General features: G+C 36.3%; 11 protein-coding genes and 1 pseudogene. 2 read left to right on the top strand and 10 right to left on the bottom strand.

The window, feature by feature from the left end:
- Positions 1–117: 117 nt before the first annotated feature.
- Positions 118–570, top strand: coding sequence for an Lrp/AsnC family transcriptional regulator GigD (gigD, locus tag AS4_RS07580; RefSeq protein ID WP_004721649.1), 453 nt, complete (start codon positions 118–120; stop codon positions 568–570).
- Between the two features lie 126 nt (positions 571–696).
- Entirely contained in the window at positions 697–1737 is a 1041-nt protein-coding gene (locus tag AS4_RS07575) for an IS481 family transposase (protein WP_096733752.1), read from the top strand.
- Positions 1738–1784: 47 nt separating this feature from the next.
- Here the strand turns inward: AS4_RS07575 and AS4_RS07570 are convergent, their stop codons facing one another.
- From AS4_RS07570 to AS4_RS21880, 10 genes and pseudogenes are all read right to left on the bottom strand, one after another.
- The gene (locus tag AS4_RS07570) at positions 1785–2168 is read right to left on the bottom strand and encodes a hypothetical protein (protein ID WP_227548141.1); all 384 of its coding nucleotides are present in this window, start codon (positions 2166–2168) and stop codon (positions 1785–1787) included.
- A 142-nt stretch (positions 2169–2310) separates the two neighbouring features.
- Positions 2311–2697, bottom strand: a complete 387-nt coding sequence (locus AS4_RS07565) for a hypothetical protein (protein ID WP_096733751.1) — start codon at positions 2695–2697, stop codon at positions 2311–2313.
- Positions 2698–2883: 186 nt separating this feature from the next.
- Complete coding sequence (locus AS4_RS07560) at positions 2884–3330, bottom strand: hypothetical protein (protein WP_096733750.1); 447 nt, start codon at positions 3328–3330, stop codon at positions 2884–2886.
- A gap of 3 nt (positions 3331–3333) precedes the next feature.
- Complete coding sequence (locus AS4_RS07555) at positions 3334–3618, bottom strand: hypothetical protein (protein WP_096733749.1); 285 nt, start codon at positions 3616–3618, stop codon at positions 3334–3336.
- A 34-nt stretch (positions 3619–3652) separates the two neighbouring features.
- Positions 3653–3991: a hypothetical protein gene (locus tag AS4_RS07550; protein ID WP_096733748.1), complete on the bottom strand. Its 339-nt coding sequence runs from the start codon at positions 3989–3991 to the stop codon at positions 3653–3655.
- A gap of 356 nt (positions 3992–4347) precedes the next feature.
- Complete coding sequence (locus AS4_RS07545; RefSeq protein ID WP_096733747.1) at positions 4348–4839, bottom strand: membrane lipoprotein lipid attachment site-containing protein; 492 nt, start codon at positions 4837–4839, stop codon at positions 4348–4350.
- A gap of 360 nt (positions 4840–5199) precedes the next feature.
- Positions 5200–5421: pseudogene (locus tag AS4_RS07540) on the bottom strand (VENN motif pre-toxin domain-containing protein); the annotation flags it as partial.
- 719 nt (positions 5422–6140) lie between these two features.
- Positions 6141–6407: a hypothetical protein gene (locus tag AS4_RS07535; RefSeq protein WP_096733744.1), complete on the bottom strand. Its 267-nt coding sequence runs from the start codon at positions 6405–6407 to the stop codon at positions 6141–6143.
- A 296-nt stretch (positions 6408–6703) separates the two neighbouring features.
- On the bottom strand, positions 6704–17887 hold the full coding sequence (locus tag AS4_RS21720; protein ID WP_197724435.1) for a two-partner secretion domain-containing protein: 11184 nt from the start codon (positions 17885–17887) through the stop codon (positions 6704–6706).
- On the bottom strand, positions 17847–18026 hold the full coding sequence (locus AS4_RS21880) for an ESPR domain-containing protein (RefSeq protein ID WP_197724434.1): 180 nt from the start codon (positions 18024–18026) through the stop codon (positions 17847–17849). The genes AS4_RS21720 and AS4_RS21880 overlap by 41 nt, the downstream gene beginning before the upstream one ends.
- Between the last annotated feature and the right edge of the window lie 28 nt (positions 18027–18054).

Here is an 18054-nt window from a genome sequence, read left to right as displayed (position 1 = left end):
TATTTAATTAAATATTATCATGATGAAAATATGATTTATTCGATAGTTTCTAGTCATTTTCTTATATTTTGATATATAATTCTAATTAAATGGATTATATTTGAAGGATATCCCATCATGGATTTAGATGTTATTGATCTTAAAATTCTAAAACTGTTGCAAGAAGATGCACGCTTAAGCAATCAAGATCTGGCTGATCTTGTGCACTTATCTGCTTCTGCCTGTCATCGTAGAGTAAAAATTTTAGAATCAAATGGAATTATTGAAAAATACCAAGCGAAAATAAATTATGCAAAATTGGGTATCAAAATAGAGGCAATGGTAGAAATCAAGTTGGCTCATCTTACAGATGAAGATCATCACACCTTTATGACTCAAATTAGGGATTTTGATGAAGTAATCAACGTTTATATTATTACTGGCGAATCTAACTATGTTTTGTGGGTAGCAACAAAAGACCTAGATTCTTTTTCTCAATTTATCATCAATAAGCTTAATAAGATTAAAGGCATTATGAATATAAATTCGAAGATCGTTTTGAAAAAAGTGGTGCAAAAAAGTTTGATTTAAAATTTACTTAGTTGAGTATCATAACGTGTATTAGTTCAGATCTGATCAGACATTGATCTTGAAAAAGAGAAAGTTACCCGTTTTGATAAAGGTGTCGAATCTTAATCAAACAAAGGTAACTTTCTTATGTTGCATACTAACAATCAAATCATCAAACACAAAGTAGGCTTACTCAATTTAGCTGAAGAACTTCAGAATGTATCCAGAGCTTGTAAAGTCATGGGTGTCTCTAGAGATACCTTTTACCGTTATCAGGAACTCGTTGAATCAGGTGATGTTGATTCACTCATCAATAAATCCCGAAGAGTACCGAATCTTAAGAATCGTGTAGACGATGCCATAGAACAAGCCGTTATTGATTTCGCAATCCAATATCCAGCTTATGGTCAACACCGCAGTAGTAATGAATTGCGTAAAAATGGTGTATTCATTTCAGGTAGCGGGGTTCGATCTATTTGGCTTCGCCACGATTTAGAGAATTTTAAAAAGCGATTGAAAGCCTTAGAAGCCAAAGTGGCACAAGATGGCTTTGAGTTAAATGATCATCAGATTGCTGCACTTGAGCGTAAACATGAAGATGATGTTGCTTGTGGCGAAATAGAAACACACCACCCAGGATATCTTGGAGCCCAAGATACATTTTACGTTGGCAATCCGAAAGGTGTTGGTCGAATCTATCAACAAACTTTTATCGACACCTACAGCAAAGTCGTTCATTGCAAGCTCTATACAACGAAAACACCGATTACAGCAGCAGATCTGTTAAATGATCGTGTACTACCATTTTATCAGTCGCAGGATCTACCAATGCTGCGTATCCTGACAGATAGAGGTACTGAATATTGCGGTAAGGTTGAACAACATGATTATGAGCTATATTTAGCCATCAATGATATTGATCACACCAAAACAAAAGCAGCATCCCCACAAACGAATGGAATATGCGAGCGTTTCCATAAGACGATCTTGCAGGAGTTTTATCAAATTACATTTAGGAAGAAGCTATATAGTACATTAGAGGAATTACAAGCTGATCTAGACGTTTGGCAAAAATTCTATAATACTGAACGAACTCATCAGGGAAAAATGTGCTGTGGTCGCACACCACTGGAAACATTACTTGATGGGAAGCGAATTTGGGCTGAGAAGAATTTAGCTCAAATTTAACCTGACAGGCACACTAAAAAATGGGTAACTGTCAGATCTGGTTTGAGCTAGTACACATAACGACTATCAAATACTACAAATGGCTCAGCAACCTCCTCCCATACCTGACGTGCCATGCTCTGCCATTTAGCCATATCATTTATATAATCTCGTGGCCGCCAATCCTCTGGTTTCATATGTTGAAGGTGCTGCCTAATCAATTTAACGGACAGGTTAAAATCATCTTTGCTTAAATCTTCAAAAGTATAAAATTTTAGATATTCCCCCTCTTCTGGTTTTATACTTTCATGTAGCTGCGGGTAATTGGGTAAAAAAACTTCATCTAATAAATCACCAAATGCATTCCAATAAGTACCATTAATCAACTCTGAAAGACTTTTATCTCCTTTTGGCCTTTCATTATCAAAACCTATAAATATCATCCCGCTCATAATTACTACCCCAAAATTATAAATTGGTTACGTTGAGATAATATCTGAATTTTTCTAGTTTTCGCATCAACCACAATCATACTCTTTTCATAAAAATTATTTATCATTGTACTACTGCAGCAACCTCCAAAAGACTAGATACTTACTTATCCATCATTTCTATCCAAGGAAATTCTGGAATACATTTAAATTCTAATTTTGCTTTTTTTAATTCCTTGATAATCTTTACAATTTCAATAGCTTTTCCTTCATAAATAATGGAATTTGAATTATCTAACAACTTTTTTGCTTCTAAAAAATTTATATTAGAAATATTGGCAATTAATTTGATATTTGAGCTATCTGCTTTTTCTTTATTTACTAAATAAATTTTATATAAATTTTCATCTAAATTAATTTGAGGGATATATGTGGTAACAACAGCCCATTGCTGGCAATTATCACAAAATAGACCAATTAAACTATCTGAAATTAAACTTTTCAATTTATCATTACACAATTCACAAGTTTCACTTACTATTTCATTCATTTTTTATTTCCTATTAATTATTTTTTTACTTGACGCTTCTATTAGTGGACCAGTAATTATTCCATTTTTACTAACAGTCATTTTAAGAAAAATATAGCACTGCAACTTTAGCTCCTCCTGCTTAAAGTCCTGCAGTTAAGACTTGATTACTGTTCACCACAGCTACTACTCCAAGTACCATAGCACCTATATAATAAAACTCCCAATCTCATCCGGAAGGTAAATACATTTACCAGCCAATATACCATTATCATCAAATATAAAACTATTTTCACTTTTAGATAATACATAAGCTAATTTATTCATGATTTTTATTGTTTCAGGATCTCTACTTTTTGAACAAATATCATACATATAAAAATATAAAACATCATTTTCTTTTTTATCAGGAAAGCAACTTAAAATTAACGACTTACCTAACACCGTATCCTTTAGATCACTTAAAGTTGTTTCAATATTATAAATATCGACCCAAACTCTCGCCTTTAAAGTATCTATATATAATTGTTTCTGATCTTCATCAAAAATTAACTTAACATCTGAAATATTGTTTTGTTCTAGTTGATTTTTAATAAAATTAAACAAAAAATTAGATGAAAAATTATTTTTACATGGAATTGAGTACGAAATCATAAATTAACCCTGTTCATTTGCTGTGTCAGCTTTCATTCCTTTGTCAGTCAACGTTTTGACCATATTTTCTTGAATTGTACTCAGTGTAGGGGCTACTGCTGCAATACCACTTGTTGTTAACGCACCATCTATTGAGCCTGTACCCAAAGAGCCAATAGCTGTATGCATCGCAATTCGATAAATCCCTCCTTCATCCCATTTTTTGCTTTTTATGCAACAAAGCCACTCTTCATTTGTTTCATCATTTAAAAAAATGATTTCATCAGCTTTAGTTAAATTGGCTGACACCGATTTTGAGCGCTCTTTACAATATCAACAAATCCTATTCTAATTCTAAAATATTAAACTCTTCATCCTCACGAATTAATAAAAATTTATTAATTTCATCCAAAACAAATGATTCTAAATTACTTCTTTTTATAACACCACTTACAATAACACTATCATAATATAAATCTCCTCCCCCTACCAAACAACCAATATTATTTAAAAGAGCACTCTCTAAATCTTTAAAATTTAAATAAATTTTAAATTCATTGTTGTGGTTTTTATCTTCTTCTATTAAATAGGGGCTTGAATCATTTTTAACTACTAATATCGCTTTTAAATTAGAGACCGTCTGATTCCCAACACTATTCTTTATATCATTAAAACTTAACATTACTTTTTAACTCCATTTGTAAAAATTGCCTGTCCAGTAAATTTACGTTTAAATTCCTCAATAGGTGTAAAATACTGCTTAAATCAGTATTACTCTTAACTTTGATCTGATAACCATCATCTCCAGCAAAAACTCTGGCTGCTCATTTATAAAAGCATAATTGGCATTTACATTTAACTTACTAAAAATATCTGATGCCTTGGTCCCATTGGTTCCTACACACTGACTTTCCCTGAAATATTTTGTTGTTTGCTTTGATACAGAGCAATATGTCACAGGTGTAATCCATTAAAAAATATAACTGATGAATTATTTTAAATAATTAAAACTTAGTAATTTTTATTAACGACATCTAATTATTGACGTTTTAAAATATAATGATGGGGTCTTCCATTTTTAGTCCAATAACTTAATAAATAATCCCCTTCTTTGACAGTTAATGGTTTAAACCCACCGACTACAGCTCCATCTGTTATTTTTCTTTCGTTCAGAGCTCGTTCAAAAGTAAATAAATTTACATTTTCAGATGGTTTGCTACAAATTATAAAAGCATCCTTTTCCTGTTCTTTGTAACGACCTATACAATCCTTCCCATTCAGTTGAAAAATTTTATTTTCTTGACTTAACATCATAATATTCATCTGATTAATTTCGCTCGTAACTTTAAGTGATGAAAATTTAGCGTAATCATCATTGCGACTGTCCAAAACTTTATAATTTCCAATTAATTCATTAAGAGACTTAATTAGTTGATTTTTTTGTACTTCAGGAGATCTAGTGTCTGAATAGGGTGTAGAACATGCAGACAATAAAAGTACTAAACTTAAAATCGTTACTGTTTTTTTCATTTTTGCTTTTCCTATTTTAAACCTTTTTTAAATTAACATAATACATCCTAGCTTAAACATATAGTGCCTTTCTTAGGCTAATGCTTTTCATAGCCAAGATGTTCTGAAAGTACAGTTTCAATCATGATTTTTTAAAGACTACTATCATTTTATTTAAATCTTCAAACATTTTAAACCTTAAGCCATTTCAGCAGTCATACTATTGATTGTTGCTTCATTTATATAAAGTATCTTTTGTAATTATTTTCATCAGGATAAATGAAAATTAAATATTTACACGGAAATTAGAACAGTCCCAAACTTATACCTCCTTAATAAGCATTTACTGCATTCTCATTATTATTTCCTACCAAATGTATCTTTTCCATACAGATATTGCGCAAGTTTTGGCGCTGCTGCTTCCGCTGCTCCTGCTGAAAGTCCCGCAGTCAAGGCATCATTGCCACCCGCAGCTGCTACAGCGGCTCCGAGTAGTGTATGGGCTAAAATTTGTGCTGCACCTCCTTCTGTATCTTTACCCTTAAAGTATTGACCAATCTCATAACTTGCGACAGGACTTAATGTTGCTGTCGCTATGCCTAGAGGCATTTCCGCTATTGATACTAGTACCACTGGTACCAGCACTCACTTGTCCTGAAATGTTCTGCTGTTTGCTCTGATAAGTTAATTAATAGAAATAATCAACTTAGTAACATTCACCCTAATTTATTAAAGCAAGAAATTTATCAAGCTCACCTCCAACATAAAGGAGAAGAGCTTGCCAAACCAATAAATATATCTTTCAAAAGACCTAGAAACTAATATCCTTTTTTCTTCATGCATTTACTATAGATACTTTCCCATAATGTATCACCTGGTTTTAGATCAGTATATATTCTATTCGCCTCATAAGAACAATCTTGATTAGCATCTGATTTTTTTTCACTATAAACAAACCCATCATTCCACCATCTAACTAAAAAACTATTACTATCATTCGTTGTACAGCCGTGAATAAAAATTAATAAGATGATAAATGACAATTTAAAATGGATCTTTTTCATATTTAATAACCTTTATTTTTTCTACACTGGAGATAAATTTTATATCTTTCATCCTCTGTTAGTTCATCTCTTGCTTGAATTCTATTAGCTTGAATAGAACAGTCAGCAAGTTCACTTGTTTTTTTTCAGTCATTATAAAACCATCGTTCCAAAATCTTACTAATGGACTATTAACATCATTTGTTGTACAACCAGCTATTGCGGATAATGAAAATATTAAAACTAATTTAAAATGGGTCTTTTTCATATTTTACAACTCTATTGAGAGTAATCACGATACCCTTTTTCACGCATACATTTATTATGTAATTTATGCCATTGAGTATTATCTCCATTAGATGATAAAATAGGATAGAATTTGCTAGCTAATTTAGAACACTCCCCATTAGCCTCACCTTCTTTTTTACTATATATAAATCCATCATTCCACCATCTGACTAAAAGACTATTACTATCATTCGTTGCACAGCCGTGAATAAAAATTAATAAGATGATAAATGATAATTTAAAATGGATCCTTTTCATATTTAATAACTTCCTTTGGATTCTTTGATGGAACTAAAGCAAGAAATTTATTTTTCAAAATACCTACAAACTAATATCCTTTTTTCTTCATACAATTTCTGTATATTATATATTGTTCATCATCATTTAAGTTCTTTATTGTCTGGGCCTCATTTGACTCTTGGGAACATTTTTTATTAGCTTCCCCTCTTTTTGGAGTATAGATAAACCCATCATTCCAAAATCTAACTAAAGGACTATTGCTATCATTTGTTGCACAACCTTGCATTAATAAAGGTAGACACAGTATACCTAATTTAAAATGGATCTTTTTCATATTTAATTACTTCCTGTGGTTTACTGGATGGTACTAATATAGGTAAAGATAAGTTTGTTGAATTCTTATTTCCCCATTTTTGTTTATATTCGTCGAAATAATCATTAGTTACTCTATCTTTTTTTGATACTATCTTTCCTTTTCCATCAATATATTCTCCTTTTCCGTTAACTAAAAATTGAGATGGAATTTCAGCACTATAACTACTATGTGAATAACATAGCCAACAAGTTCCTCCACTTGATGGATTACCACCTAAAATCAAAGGTGGACGACCAACAAAATCTGCTTGATGTACTGCAGAATATACTCCTGTTGAATTTGTAGAGTTGGGAATCAAAAATTTATTATTTGAAATTAACCAATCACTATAATCTTGAACATTCGTTGCAGTTCCATAAAAACGAACCTGATTAAGCGGTATTGCAGTTAGCCCATTACGATTTGCATTTTGTATTGCAACACTTGTTGTCAAACCACCTCGACTATGATTACTGAGGTCAAGTAAATAACCTTGGTCTTTAGCATATTTGTATAATTCTATATTTGTCTTCTCTGCATTTGTTAAAGGTAACCGCCCACCTAATAAATCATTACTCTTGTCATGGGCTGCATACAATAATTCAGAAATAATATTCGTAGTTGGAGGGTTATATACAACAAATAACCCATCTTTATTTGTTGTCCATAAATTCTGTTTCACTGCATTTTTTAAGGCATCATCTAATGGGTTCATAATTCCATTATTGGAAACAGTAATTACACCTGTATTTTCATTTGGATTTATATCGTTCATATTAAAAATTTGTCTTTTATCTCCGATCTGCACTTTTCCATCTTCTAATGGTCTTTTGGATTTATCTGTGTTCGAATCAGCACAATATAAGGAATCTCCATTACATTTAATTTCCCATATTTGCGTTGGCATGGTTGCAGCTCGTTTTACTGGATCTGCTACAACAGCTGAACCAACATATGAAAGTGCTTCTGTACTTCCATAACCATATAGCGCCCCCATTGCTCCATCTATATAGAATGCATATTTTTCAAGTTTATTTGCTTCAGCTTCCAATTTAAGCGATTCAGCAGTGTTATAACCATTTTTTCCATTGACATAATTATTACGTCTAATTTCTTCTGCTTCTGCTCTCATTTTATCAACTTTATTATAGATTTCTTGTTTAGCTTCCTGACGAGTTTCATCAAACTTCTTCGTTACCTCCATCTGTAAATTAATTTCACTTTGAACCTTTTCTTTGTCAAAGTTATTTTTAAGTGCACCACTGTTGTCACGTGCTGTATCGGTCGTAATATTGGTCAGTATTTCAGACTTAATCTGTTCTGCTGTTTTACCTGTTAATGCTTGCTGGGCTTGTTCATCTCGGATCGTAATATTCTGAGTATTAATACCGCTCTTGGTGACACTACTGTCTTTTTCACTGTCTACCCCAAAGCCGATAGATTTACTTACACCTGTGATACTGGATGCATGTTTATCAATTTCTGTTGGAGTGGAAATCACAGTATCAGGTTGTCTTTGTCCTTTCGCATCACTTTTTCCTGCATTAAACCCTGCACTTAAACTAATACCTTTGGCATCATACTCACTGACATTTCGAATATCTGAATGCGTCAACGTACCTGTATCTAGGCTATTTTTCTTTAAGTTTTCTGCAGCCTGTGTAGAGGTAATGATGGCACCTTTTAAATCTGTGTTTTTATTCACTTTGATTTGGTAGCCATCATCTCCTGCATAAATACCAGACTGTTCATTGACAGATGCATAATTGGCATTTACATTCGATTTGCTAACGCTTCCAGAAACATTACCTCCACTAAAACCTACACTGACTTGCCCTGAGATATTTTGCTGTTTGCTCTTATACGTGGCTTTGTCCTGTAGACTTTCGATATTCAGTTCATTAGCATCTATCTGTACACCTTTTCCTTGTACCTGACCACCGATGATATTGGTCGCATTACCACTGCTGATTGTGGTTAAGCTGTCTTTAGAACCCACATGACTATTGACATAACTGGTGTCTGTGCCACTACCTTTACCCTTACCTAAATTTCCACCAGCAGTAATCCCCATCCCTGTTTGATTACTTACAGTAACACCCGCATTCCAGCCTGAACTCTTGTTCCCTGATTCCTCAATCATTTTTTGTTCAGCCGCTTTAATATTGACATCATTGTCTGCTGCCAAATGAGTGCCTTTCATTCCAACAACATCTGAGCCAATGATATTAATATTGGATTTGTCTCCTGCACCTGTGGCAACAATATTGGTTTTTCCACCTGCATAAACTTGGCTTTGACTGGCTGTTGTACTTTGTGTACGGCTAAATTCTGTATTTTTCTGTTCACCGTAGGTTAGACTTACACCAACTTCTACATTACTCGCATTTTTAATATCACTCGCAACCTTGCCAATTTGTTTAAGTGACTGTCCAGCTTTATATGCGTCAAATCCTGCATTGGCTGCTGCCATTGCATTGACACGGTCATTTTTACTTTGACCAACTTGTTTTGCAGAATTCGATACCGATTGCACAGCGGTTATGACGGGAACATTTACCGCAAGTGTTAAGCCTTTTTGTTCCATTTCATATTTATAATCACTGGTGCTTTGTTCTTTTGCAGCTTCTATATTGACTTGTTGTGCCAATATATTCACATCACCTTGTTTTGATGAAACTGTACTTCCTGTTTGTTGATATGTTTTTCCTGCAATGATATTGGTATTGCCATTTAAACTACCCACTGTTGATCCTGTATTGGTTAACTGGGTATTTTTTTGTTCTGTTAATTCATTCTTTTTACCTACGCTAAAACCAATGCCATCACTTGCCATCAGTCCTGATTTTTTAGTGATCTTCTCTGAATAATCTAAATACTTGTTTTCTGCTCCCGTAATACTGACATTTTCCTTGGCCTGAATTTGCGTTAATTCATCTGAAACCACATTACTGCCACGGATATTAATATTGTTGGCATTAATAACAACTTTTTTCCCTTCAACAGTACTCGCGATTGCCTCATCACTTACTTTATGGTTTTTACTTTGATCTGTACGGCTACTGAGCAAACCTTTACTCTGAATCTTTTGAGCTTGTTCGCTATCTAGATTTTGACGCCCTTCAACAATATTAACGTTTTGTTCGGCACCCAGATAGCTGGTACCTTGTTCACTGCTAATTTGCGAGCCTTTTACTGTGATGTTATTCGCTTGTAAGACGGTATCCCCTTTACTGTGGATCACTGAGCCCACATCCTGCTGTTTTTTGATATAGCTATAGGTGTCTTGATCGGTAACCGCACGGTTATTGCTCTGGGTTTTTACACCTTCAATGTTTAAATCGCCTTTGTTCTGAATATAAGTATTTCCAGAATCATTAACAATTGCTGCACCTTTAATCGTGGTATCACCACCCACACGAATCGAAATACTGGTCTTAAGATTGTCGGTATTGCTCACCTGTGTATTTGGCTTCGAAGAGGCTGATGTATAAATTCCTGCTAAACGATCAATCCCCGTATAGCTCGACTGGCTTTTCCCTAAATCATTTGCACTACTCTGCATAGAACTCTCAAGCTTAAAGTTCTGACCAACATCCAAAACCACTTTATCTTGTGCTTGAATTGTTCCACCAATGATATTTAAATCTTTTTTTGTGGTTAGTCCAACTTGATTTGCCTGAATACGTCCATTCAATACATCCATATTATCAGCACTTAAAACTACTGCTTGTCGTCCCGCAATCGTTCCCGAATTAACCACATCACCTTGCACATCCAACTTAATCGAGTCTGCAGAAATAAGTGTACCATCACCTTTTAGATCACCCACTCTTGCCTGAACATAGACCTGTGGGACCAATGCTTTAGTGGTTGTACCATCTGCAAGTTTAATGGTTTTTTCTTCTAACCAAACGATATCACTGGTGAGTTGCGCAATCTGAGCCGCTGTTAAGGCAATACCCGGTCTTAGATTATAAAGTTTGGCAAAGCTTAAACCATTATTCATCAATGCCTTATATTGCTCTTCATCTGAACCATAACCCTCAAGGAAACGATAGCCTGTAAGTTTTGCGACTTGATCCTGAACCAAACGTTGCTCGTAATAGCCATCACCAAGACGCTTTTGCTGCATCGCTGGATCAAGTCCTAATGCATCCAGCATATAGTCAGAGGACAGCCATTTTTTATAATTGGAAAAGGCTGGGTCCGTTTCAATCAAATATTTAGCTTGGCTATCTTTGGTGGTAATAAATAATGCATTACTCGGTAAAGTTAAATAATCTTGTGAAATCGTCCGAACGGTGATGTCATCTGTCTGAGTGATTGCAGTTGAATCATTTTTCACCCCATCAATTTGATTACTTTTAACCTGATCTACATTTTGTTGTTGTGCATTGACCTCTGTAGACTGCTGTGAATCCACCTTCAATTGATCTGGGCTCAGTGGCTTTTCTACACCTGTCACATCTTGGCTAATGCCTGCGCCTGCATCCACATCAAGCTGCTGATTTAATGCTTGTTGTATATTCAATTGTGCTTGTTTAGCTGATACAGCATCTTCAATTTTTTGCTGCACTTGTCCAGTCTTTAGACTTTCAATAGGATTATTGGATTGACTTGTGGTGTACTCTTTGACAATCCCTAACTGAATCGGTTGAGTCTTCACCTCATCTGCTGGTGTATGTGGGGTCTCACTCCGCTCTCGATTACATTTTTTGTTGTTAAGTTTTCCACAATATTCTACTGTATGGTATGTCTTCTTATTCGTTGCCTCATCCACTCTCACCACATGTTTTAGTTCTGTAGAGTCATTTTTTATAGACCGGATTCCATTGGTAATTGCAAGTCCAACCAATACTTGACTATCTTTATTTAAAAATTGAGCATCCGGTGTGAAACTCAGATTACCACCCGCAATAATTTTAGCTGGGCTGGTGGTTTTAACTTCATCTTCAAGTTGAATTCGTGTAAATTCATATCTATACCAATCCTCTCCATCACCACCTCCAAAATTTTTTGTCGGAATATTACTGCCAGCTTCAGGAATAATAAGTACAGCATTCTTAGCTTCACCTGCATTTTTAAAACGAACTACACTTGAATCCCAACGGTTGTTATCATCCCCATATTCAGTAATATTTTTGCGACTTTTTTCTACCAGCGCATTAATCACTAAGTTTTCATTCACATTCTGGATATTCTTAGCGCCCAAATACATGTTCCCGAGTGATTCAATCACTGCACTGCCATTATAAATTTGCTCTGCATTGCCTTGAGCTTTTAAATTCTCATCTAGGCTACCCCCAACATTGAGTTCTCCTGCACTAAAGATCCATGCATTATCAAGTCCATTTTCTTTAACAATACCACCCGACTGATTGTTTAAGATTTTGATCCCTAAGTCCATATCACCTCGTGATGCAATCACCGCGCCTGTGCCAGCAGAGTTCGACTTGTTATCAAGCGTATTGGCCTGAATCGCAACATGCGTACCATAAATTCGTGCACCATCATTCCAAACACGATCAGCTTGAATATGGGTCAAATCACCATTGATTAAGCCTTGATTATGTACGGTGTCTTGTGCGATTAAATGCGTTTCATTGGATGAAATACTTGCACCCGCTTGGTTTTGAATATTTTTTGCATTCAGTTCAACTTTTTGCCCAGCGCTCAGTTCAGACTGATTGATTAAATCCTGTTCGGTACTGAGTTTAAGTGTGCCATTGGCTGCAATTTGATCCGCTTGGGTATGGGTATAGCTTTGTTTTAAGTCGATATCAACATTGCCCTCACTGATGATCTTGCCTTTATTGACCAATTCATTGGCTTTCAGATTGAGCTGATTTTTTGCCAGTAACTCGCCATCTGTATTGTTTATATTCAGGGTTTTATCGGCTGTACCAATATTTAAACTATTCAAGCTACTGATTGAACCCAATTGATTACTCAATTGGTTGTTGATATTCAATGTTGCATTTTCACTGGCACGGATCACGCCAGATTGGTTATCGAGTTGTTGTGTATTGATTTCAATATTTTTAGCATCAATGCCACCCAGTACAATGCTATCTTTGGTCTGGGTATTGATCACTTTCATCGCCTGCGCTGTCAACTTTTCTCCAGCAACAATATGACTTCCCACACCACTGTTATTAATCGTATCTGAGTTTAAACTGACATTTTTCTGTGCTTGAATTTTTCCAGCCAGGTTATCGATACGACCGCCAGCAGTTTGTTGTTGCAATGTTAGGTCTGCTTGGCTATTGATTTGACCACTGTTGTTATTGATATTCTGTGCCGTAATATTGGCTGAACCAATCGTAGCAATATAGCCACTGGTATTTTCGAGCTGAGAAACATTGAGCAGATCAAGACTGCCTTGACTGAGAATACCAGCTTGATCACCTGAGTTATTATTGATTAATGCATTTTGTTGGGTATCAATTTTAATCAACTGTTCAGCCTGAATTAAACCTGTTTGGTTATCCAGTTTTCCTGTTTTTAAATCTACAGTTTTGGCAATAATTTTACCGTTTTGATTACTGAGCTGCTGTTTTTGTGTATCAATATTCAGTTGATTCTGTGCAGCAATTTGTCCAACACTATTGTCTAAACCAACACTATTTAAACTTGCATTTTGCCCAGCATAAATATCTCCTTGAGCATTGATCAATTGTCCTTGCGCATTCAGCGTAATATCAGCATTTTCTGAGCGTAAGATTCCTTGTGTATTATTCAGCGTATGACTTTGAATATCTAAATTTTGCCCAGCTGCCAATACACCCTTTTGGTTTTGAATATCACCCTGAACCTTAACCTGTGCTTGAGCTTCTGAATAGATCTGCCCTTGCTGATTGTTCAGTTGAGTGGCATTTAAATCCAACTGGTTTTTGCTATAGATAGTGCCCTGCTGGTTATTCAGTGCCGCTGCATTGATCTTGGCTTGGCTACCCGCGTAAATTTCACCTGTCTGATTGTCAAGGTTCTGCTCTACATTCAAATCCAGTTGGTTCTGTTCTGAACGGATTTTGCCTGCCGTGTTGTTGATGTTTTTGGCTTGGATCTGTAGCTGTTGGTTGGCTGCAATGCTACCAGATTGGTTGTTCAGATGATCTGTAACAGCGAGTTGCAACTGATCTTTGGCATAAACGATACCTTCAGTATTATCAACCTGTTGTGTTGTAGCATTCAGTGATGCACCCGCTATCACTTTACCTTTTTGATTACTGAGTTTTTGTGCATTCAACTCAATCGCTTTAGCTGCCGAGATTTCACCCGCTTGGTTACTGATATCCTTTTGAACATTGAGTTTCAGTTGATCTTGTTGCGAACGGATTTGTCCAGCGTCATTGATGACTGAATCCGCTTGTATCTCAGTCAATTGTTCTGCTGCAATAATCGCTTGGGTATTATTTAACTCACCTGTTGCCGAAAGCTGTAATTGTTCCGCGGCATAAACCACACCTTCAGTATTGTCTAAGTTGTTCAGCTGAATATTGGCATTTGCACCTGACTGGATTTTACCTTTTTGCGATGTCACGTTTTGCGCGGTCAGATTCAGATTTTTTGCTGCTGAAATTAAACCGCTATTATTCTGAATATTTTGAACGATGCTTAAATTCAAATCGGCATTTTCTGAACGGATTTGTCCTGTCTTATTCACCAATTGCTGCGCATTTAAGTTTAAGTTTTGCTCTGCGGCTAAAGTTCCAGCGCTGTTATCTACTTCACCAGCAACATTTACATCTAATTGTTTTTTAGAATAAATCGTACCTGACTGGTTATTCAGCTGTGACAGATTTAATTGGCTATCTGCGCCTGAAATCAATTGTCCAGCTTGGTTGTCTAATTGCTGGGTATCCAACTTCAATACTTGTGCAGATTGAATACTGCCTGACTGGTTATTGATGCTTTGCGTTAGGTTTAAATTGACATCACTTTGTTCGGATTGGATTTGCCCTTTTTGGTTATTGAGGTTTTGTCCTTTGATGCTCAATGCTTGTTGCGATGCGATTAAGCCTTGTTGGTTACGAATATCTTGTGTTGCTTGAATATCCAATTTGCCATCAGCATAAACTGCCCCCGTATCATTGTTCAGCTCACTGACTTGTAAACTGGCATCTCGTCCAGCAATGATTTTGCCAGACTGGTTGTCGAGTTTCTGGCTCACGACATTAAGGTCTTTTTCAGCAAGGGTTTGAATCACACCGCTTTGATTATTTAAATCCGCTGTTTTAAAGTTTGCATTACCCGCAGCACTGATTACACCAGAAGTATTATTCAATGTTTGTGCAACATTGACCGTCAACTGTCCATTAGCATCACTTTGAAGCAATTGTCCTTGTTGATGGCTCAGTTCAGTTGCATTCAAATCAATATTTTGTGCAGATGTAAGCGCTTGGTCTAAATTGGTAATGCCTAGATCAAGTTGTAGATGGCTGTTACTTTGGATTTTGCCTTGTTGACCTTGTAAATTTTGTGCTGTGATTTTTAACTGTTGATCACCCGCATGTAAAATTTCACCTGCAACCGAGTTCAGTGTATTGGTCTTGATTTCAGTCTTGTTGGCATTACTAATAATCTGCCCAGCATTGTTATCAATCTGATTCACTACATCTAAAATAAAGTCATTTTTACCTGTGTGTTGAATTAGACCTTGCTTGTTATTTAATTTAGCAGTGTTGAGATTAACTTGCCCCGCACTGTATTGTCCTTTTTCATTGTCAATACTTTGGGTTGCAGTTAAATCCAGTTGCTCATCCGCAATAATTTTTGCATTGCTGGTATTCAGCTGGGTTGTTGCAATATTGATCTTTTTGGCTTGGCTTTCACTTTGACTTAAATCTGCTGTTTGAGCGGCTTTAATTTGAATTTGATTGCCTGCCAAAATTTTTCCTGCCAGCTGAACCTGTTGCGCATCAATATTCAGTGTGGCATCGGCATTGCTCAGTTTCCCGTCTTTGTCTAATCCAGCGACCCATACTGCATTTTTATCGCTGACAATGGTATTTGCTTGAACCTTGATTTTATTCAGTGCAGCCAATTGACCATGCTGTTGTAATTGATTGGCTGTTAAATCAGCACTATTACCAGCATAGATTTGCCCGGTACTTTGTAACTGCTGAGCATTCAATTTAAGATTTTGCGCAGCAATCAGATTCCCTGCTAAATCTTGCGTCGTACCATTATCAATTTGATCAACATTGATGTTTAGATCTGCTGTTTTGGATTGAATCGTACCCTGTTGATTGTTTAAGCGCTGACCTGTCAGGTATACATTCTGTGCTGAAATCTCCCCTTTAGTATTGTCTAAAGTTTGAATAGACAGCTTGGCATCCGCATTGACTGAACCGATTACGCCTTGTGTATTATTGGTATTTGCAGAATTTAGAGTTAATGCATCCGCAGCCAGTATTTGACCTTGACGATTATCGACCTCAGCTGAATTTAAATTGAGTATCTTGGCGCTTTGTAAACGGCCTTGATTGTTATTTAATTGTTGTGCGGTTAAATCAAAGCGTTGATTGGCACTAATGACACCTTTTTGATTATCCACCTGCTGTGCAGTGATATTCACCACATTCGCAGTGAGTTTACCTTGTTGGTTGTCAAAGTTTTGTCCATTAAATTGCAATTCCGGCAGTTGAATTTCACCACCATTATTTTTAATACTGTCTTGTACGTTTAAACTGATATCCGCATTGTTGACAATTGTACCTTCAACATTGGCAATATCTTGAGCAATCTGAATATTCCCAGCGTCGAAAGTCTTGGGGGTCAGGTCTGTGGGTGCGACTTCAACCGTACTTGAGTCTTGCGCTGAAGACTGTTGCTCTGGATCTGTCACACTTGGCGATGTGGTTCCACCTGGTGTTTGCCCTGTCCCACTATTCTCTTTAGTTGCCTGACCAATTAAGCCCTGAGTATTGTCTAAGATTTTTGCACTGATGTTGAGTTGCTGTTGACCTGTTTGCTCGATTTTACCTTTATTATTACTTAAGTTTTGTGCGGTAAAATCAATTCGTCCTGCATTGATCACACCCTCATTATTGTCAATCTTGCCTTGAGCATTGAGTTTAATTTCATCACGGGTCGCGATCAGACCGCTGTTTTGAATATTGTCGGCTTGAATTTGTATTTGTTGTTGTGTGCTACTGATATTACCGCTGTTTTTTACATTGCTTGCCTGAATTGAAATTTGATCTTTATTGGCAATCATATTGCCTGTATTGATTAAGTCACCATTGGCATTTAAATGCATTTGACCGCTCAAAGCATTGAGTGACCCTGCGTTACGCACCCCTAAACCTTTTTCAGTACCGACTAAAAATATTTTTCCAGCATACATACCACCCAATTTTCCAACATCAAGGGCAAAGTTTGGTGTAGGTGAGGATGTGGTACTTGTCGTTGCTGTAATCTTTGCTGAGTTCTGATCTTGAACATTGATGTCGTTTTGACCCAACACGGTTTTTAGCTCATTGGCATATAAACCCGCATTGACGTTTAAAGCACGTGTATAAATATCGGTATATGGGGTTAAGCTTCCATTTAAGCCTTTCCCCGCAATGGTCACTTGCCCTTCACGTACTCGGAATGAATCCAGATAACCTTGATGCATTACTGCTTGACCCGTGGTTAAGGTAAAACGATCTGCGTTAATCACCCCACAGCCATCACAGACCAAACCAGATGGATTGGCAATCACCACTTGCGCTTGTTTACCCGCAACCTCCAAATAGCCTTTGAGCTGGCTCGGATTACTGCTGTTCACTTCATTCAGGATTACCTTGGCTTCACCTTTGGCGAGCCATGGATTGCCTTGTACCCAACCACCCAATTGGGTTTGAGTATTATTTCGTGCATTATTTAAAATCGTACCTTCCTGCCCCACATCAAATTGGGTATAGGTATTGCGTGATACACCACCTGCACTTGGGGTTTGAATATTGACTTGGGTTAAGCCATTACTGGTATTGAGTATCGTGGCTTGTTGTGAATTTGGTGCTGATCGATCTGCCACAATTTGACTTTCAGCGATGGTTGCCATCGGCAAGGTGTAAATTGCTGCACCTAATAAACTCACCACAGCAAAATTAATCGGATTGAGTTTTTTTATAGGTGATTGAAGATGCACCTGTGATATCTTCTATTTCGATTTCACCAATCGCATGTGATTGCCCTGCAGTTTTTGTACGGCTTTTTACAATCTCAGCAACCGCAATAAACATGCCACGTGCTTGGCTAAAAATAATACGATAACGATTCTTATTCATAATGTTTTACCTCAATGTTTTAATATTT

The organism is Acinetobacter guillouiae, from assembly GCF_002370525.2.
Taxonomy (GTDB): Bacteria; Pseudomonadota; Gammaproteobacteria; order Pseudomonadales; family Moraxellaceae; genus Acinetobacter; species Acinetobacter guillouiae.
Note: the sequence above shows the minus strand (reverse complement) of the source record. Positions and strands in the feature narration are given on the sequence as shown.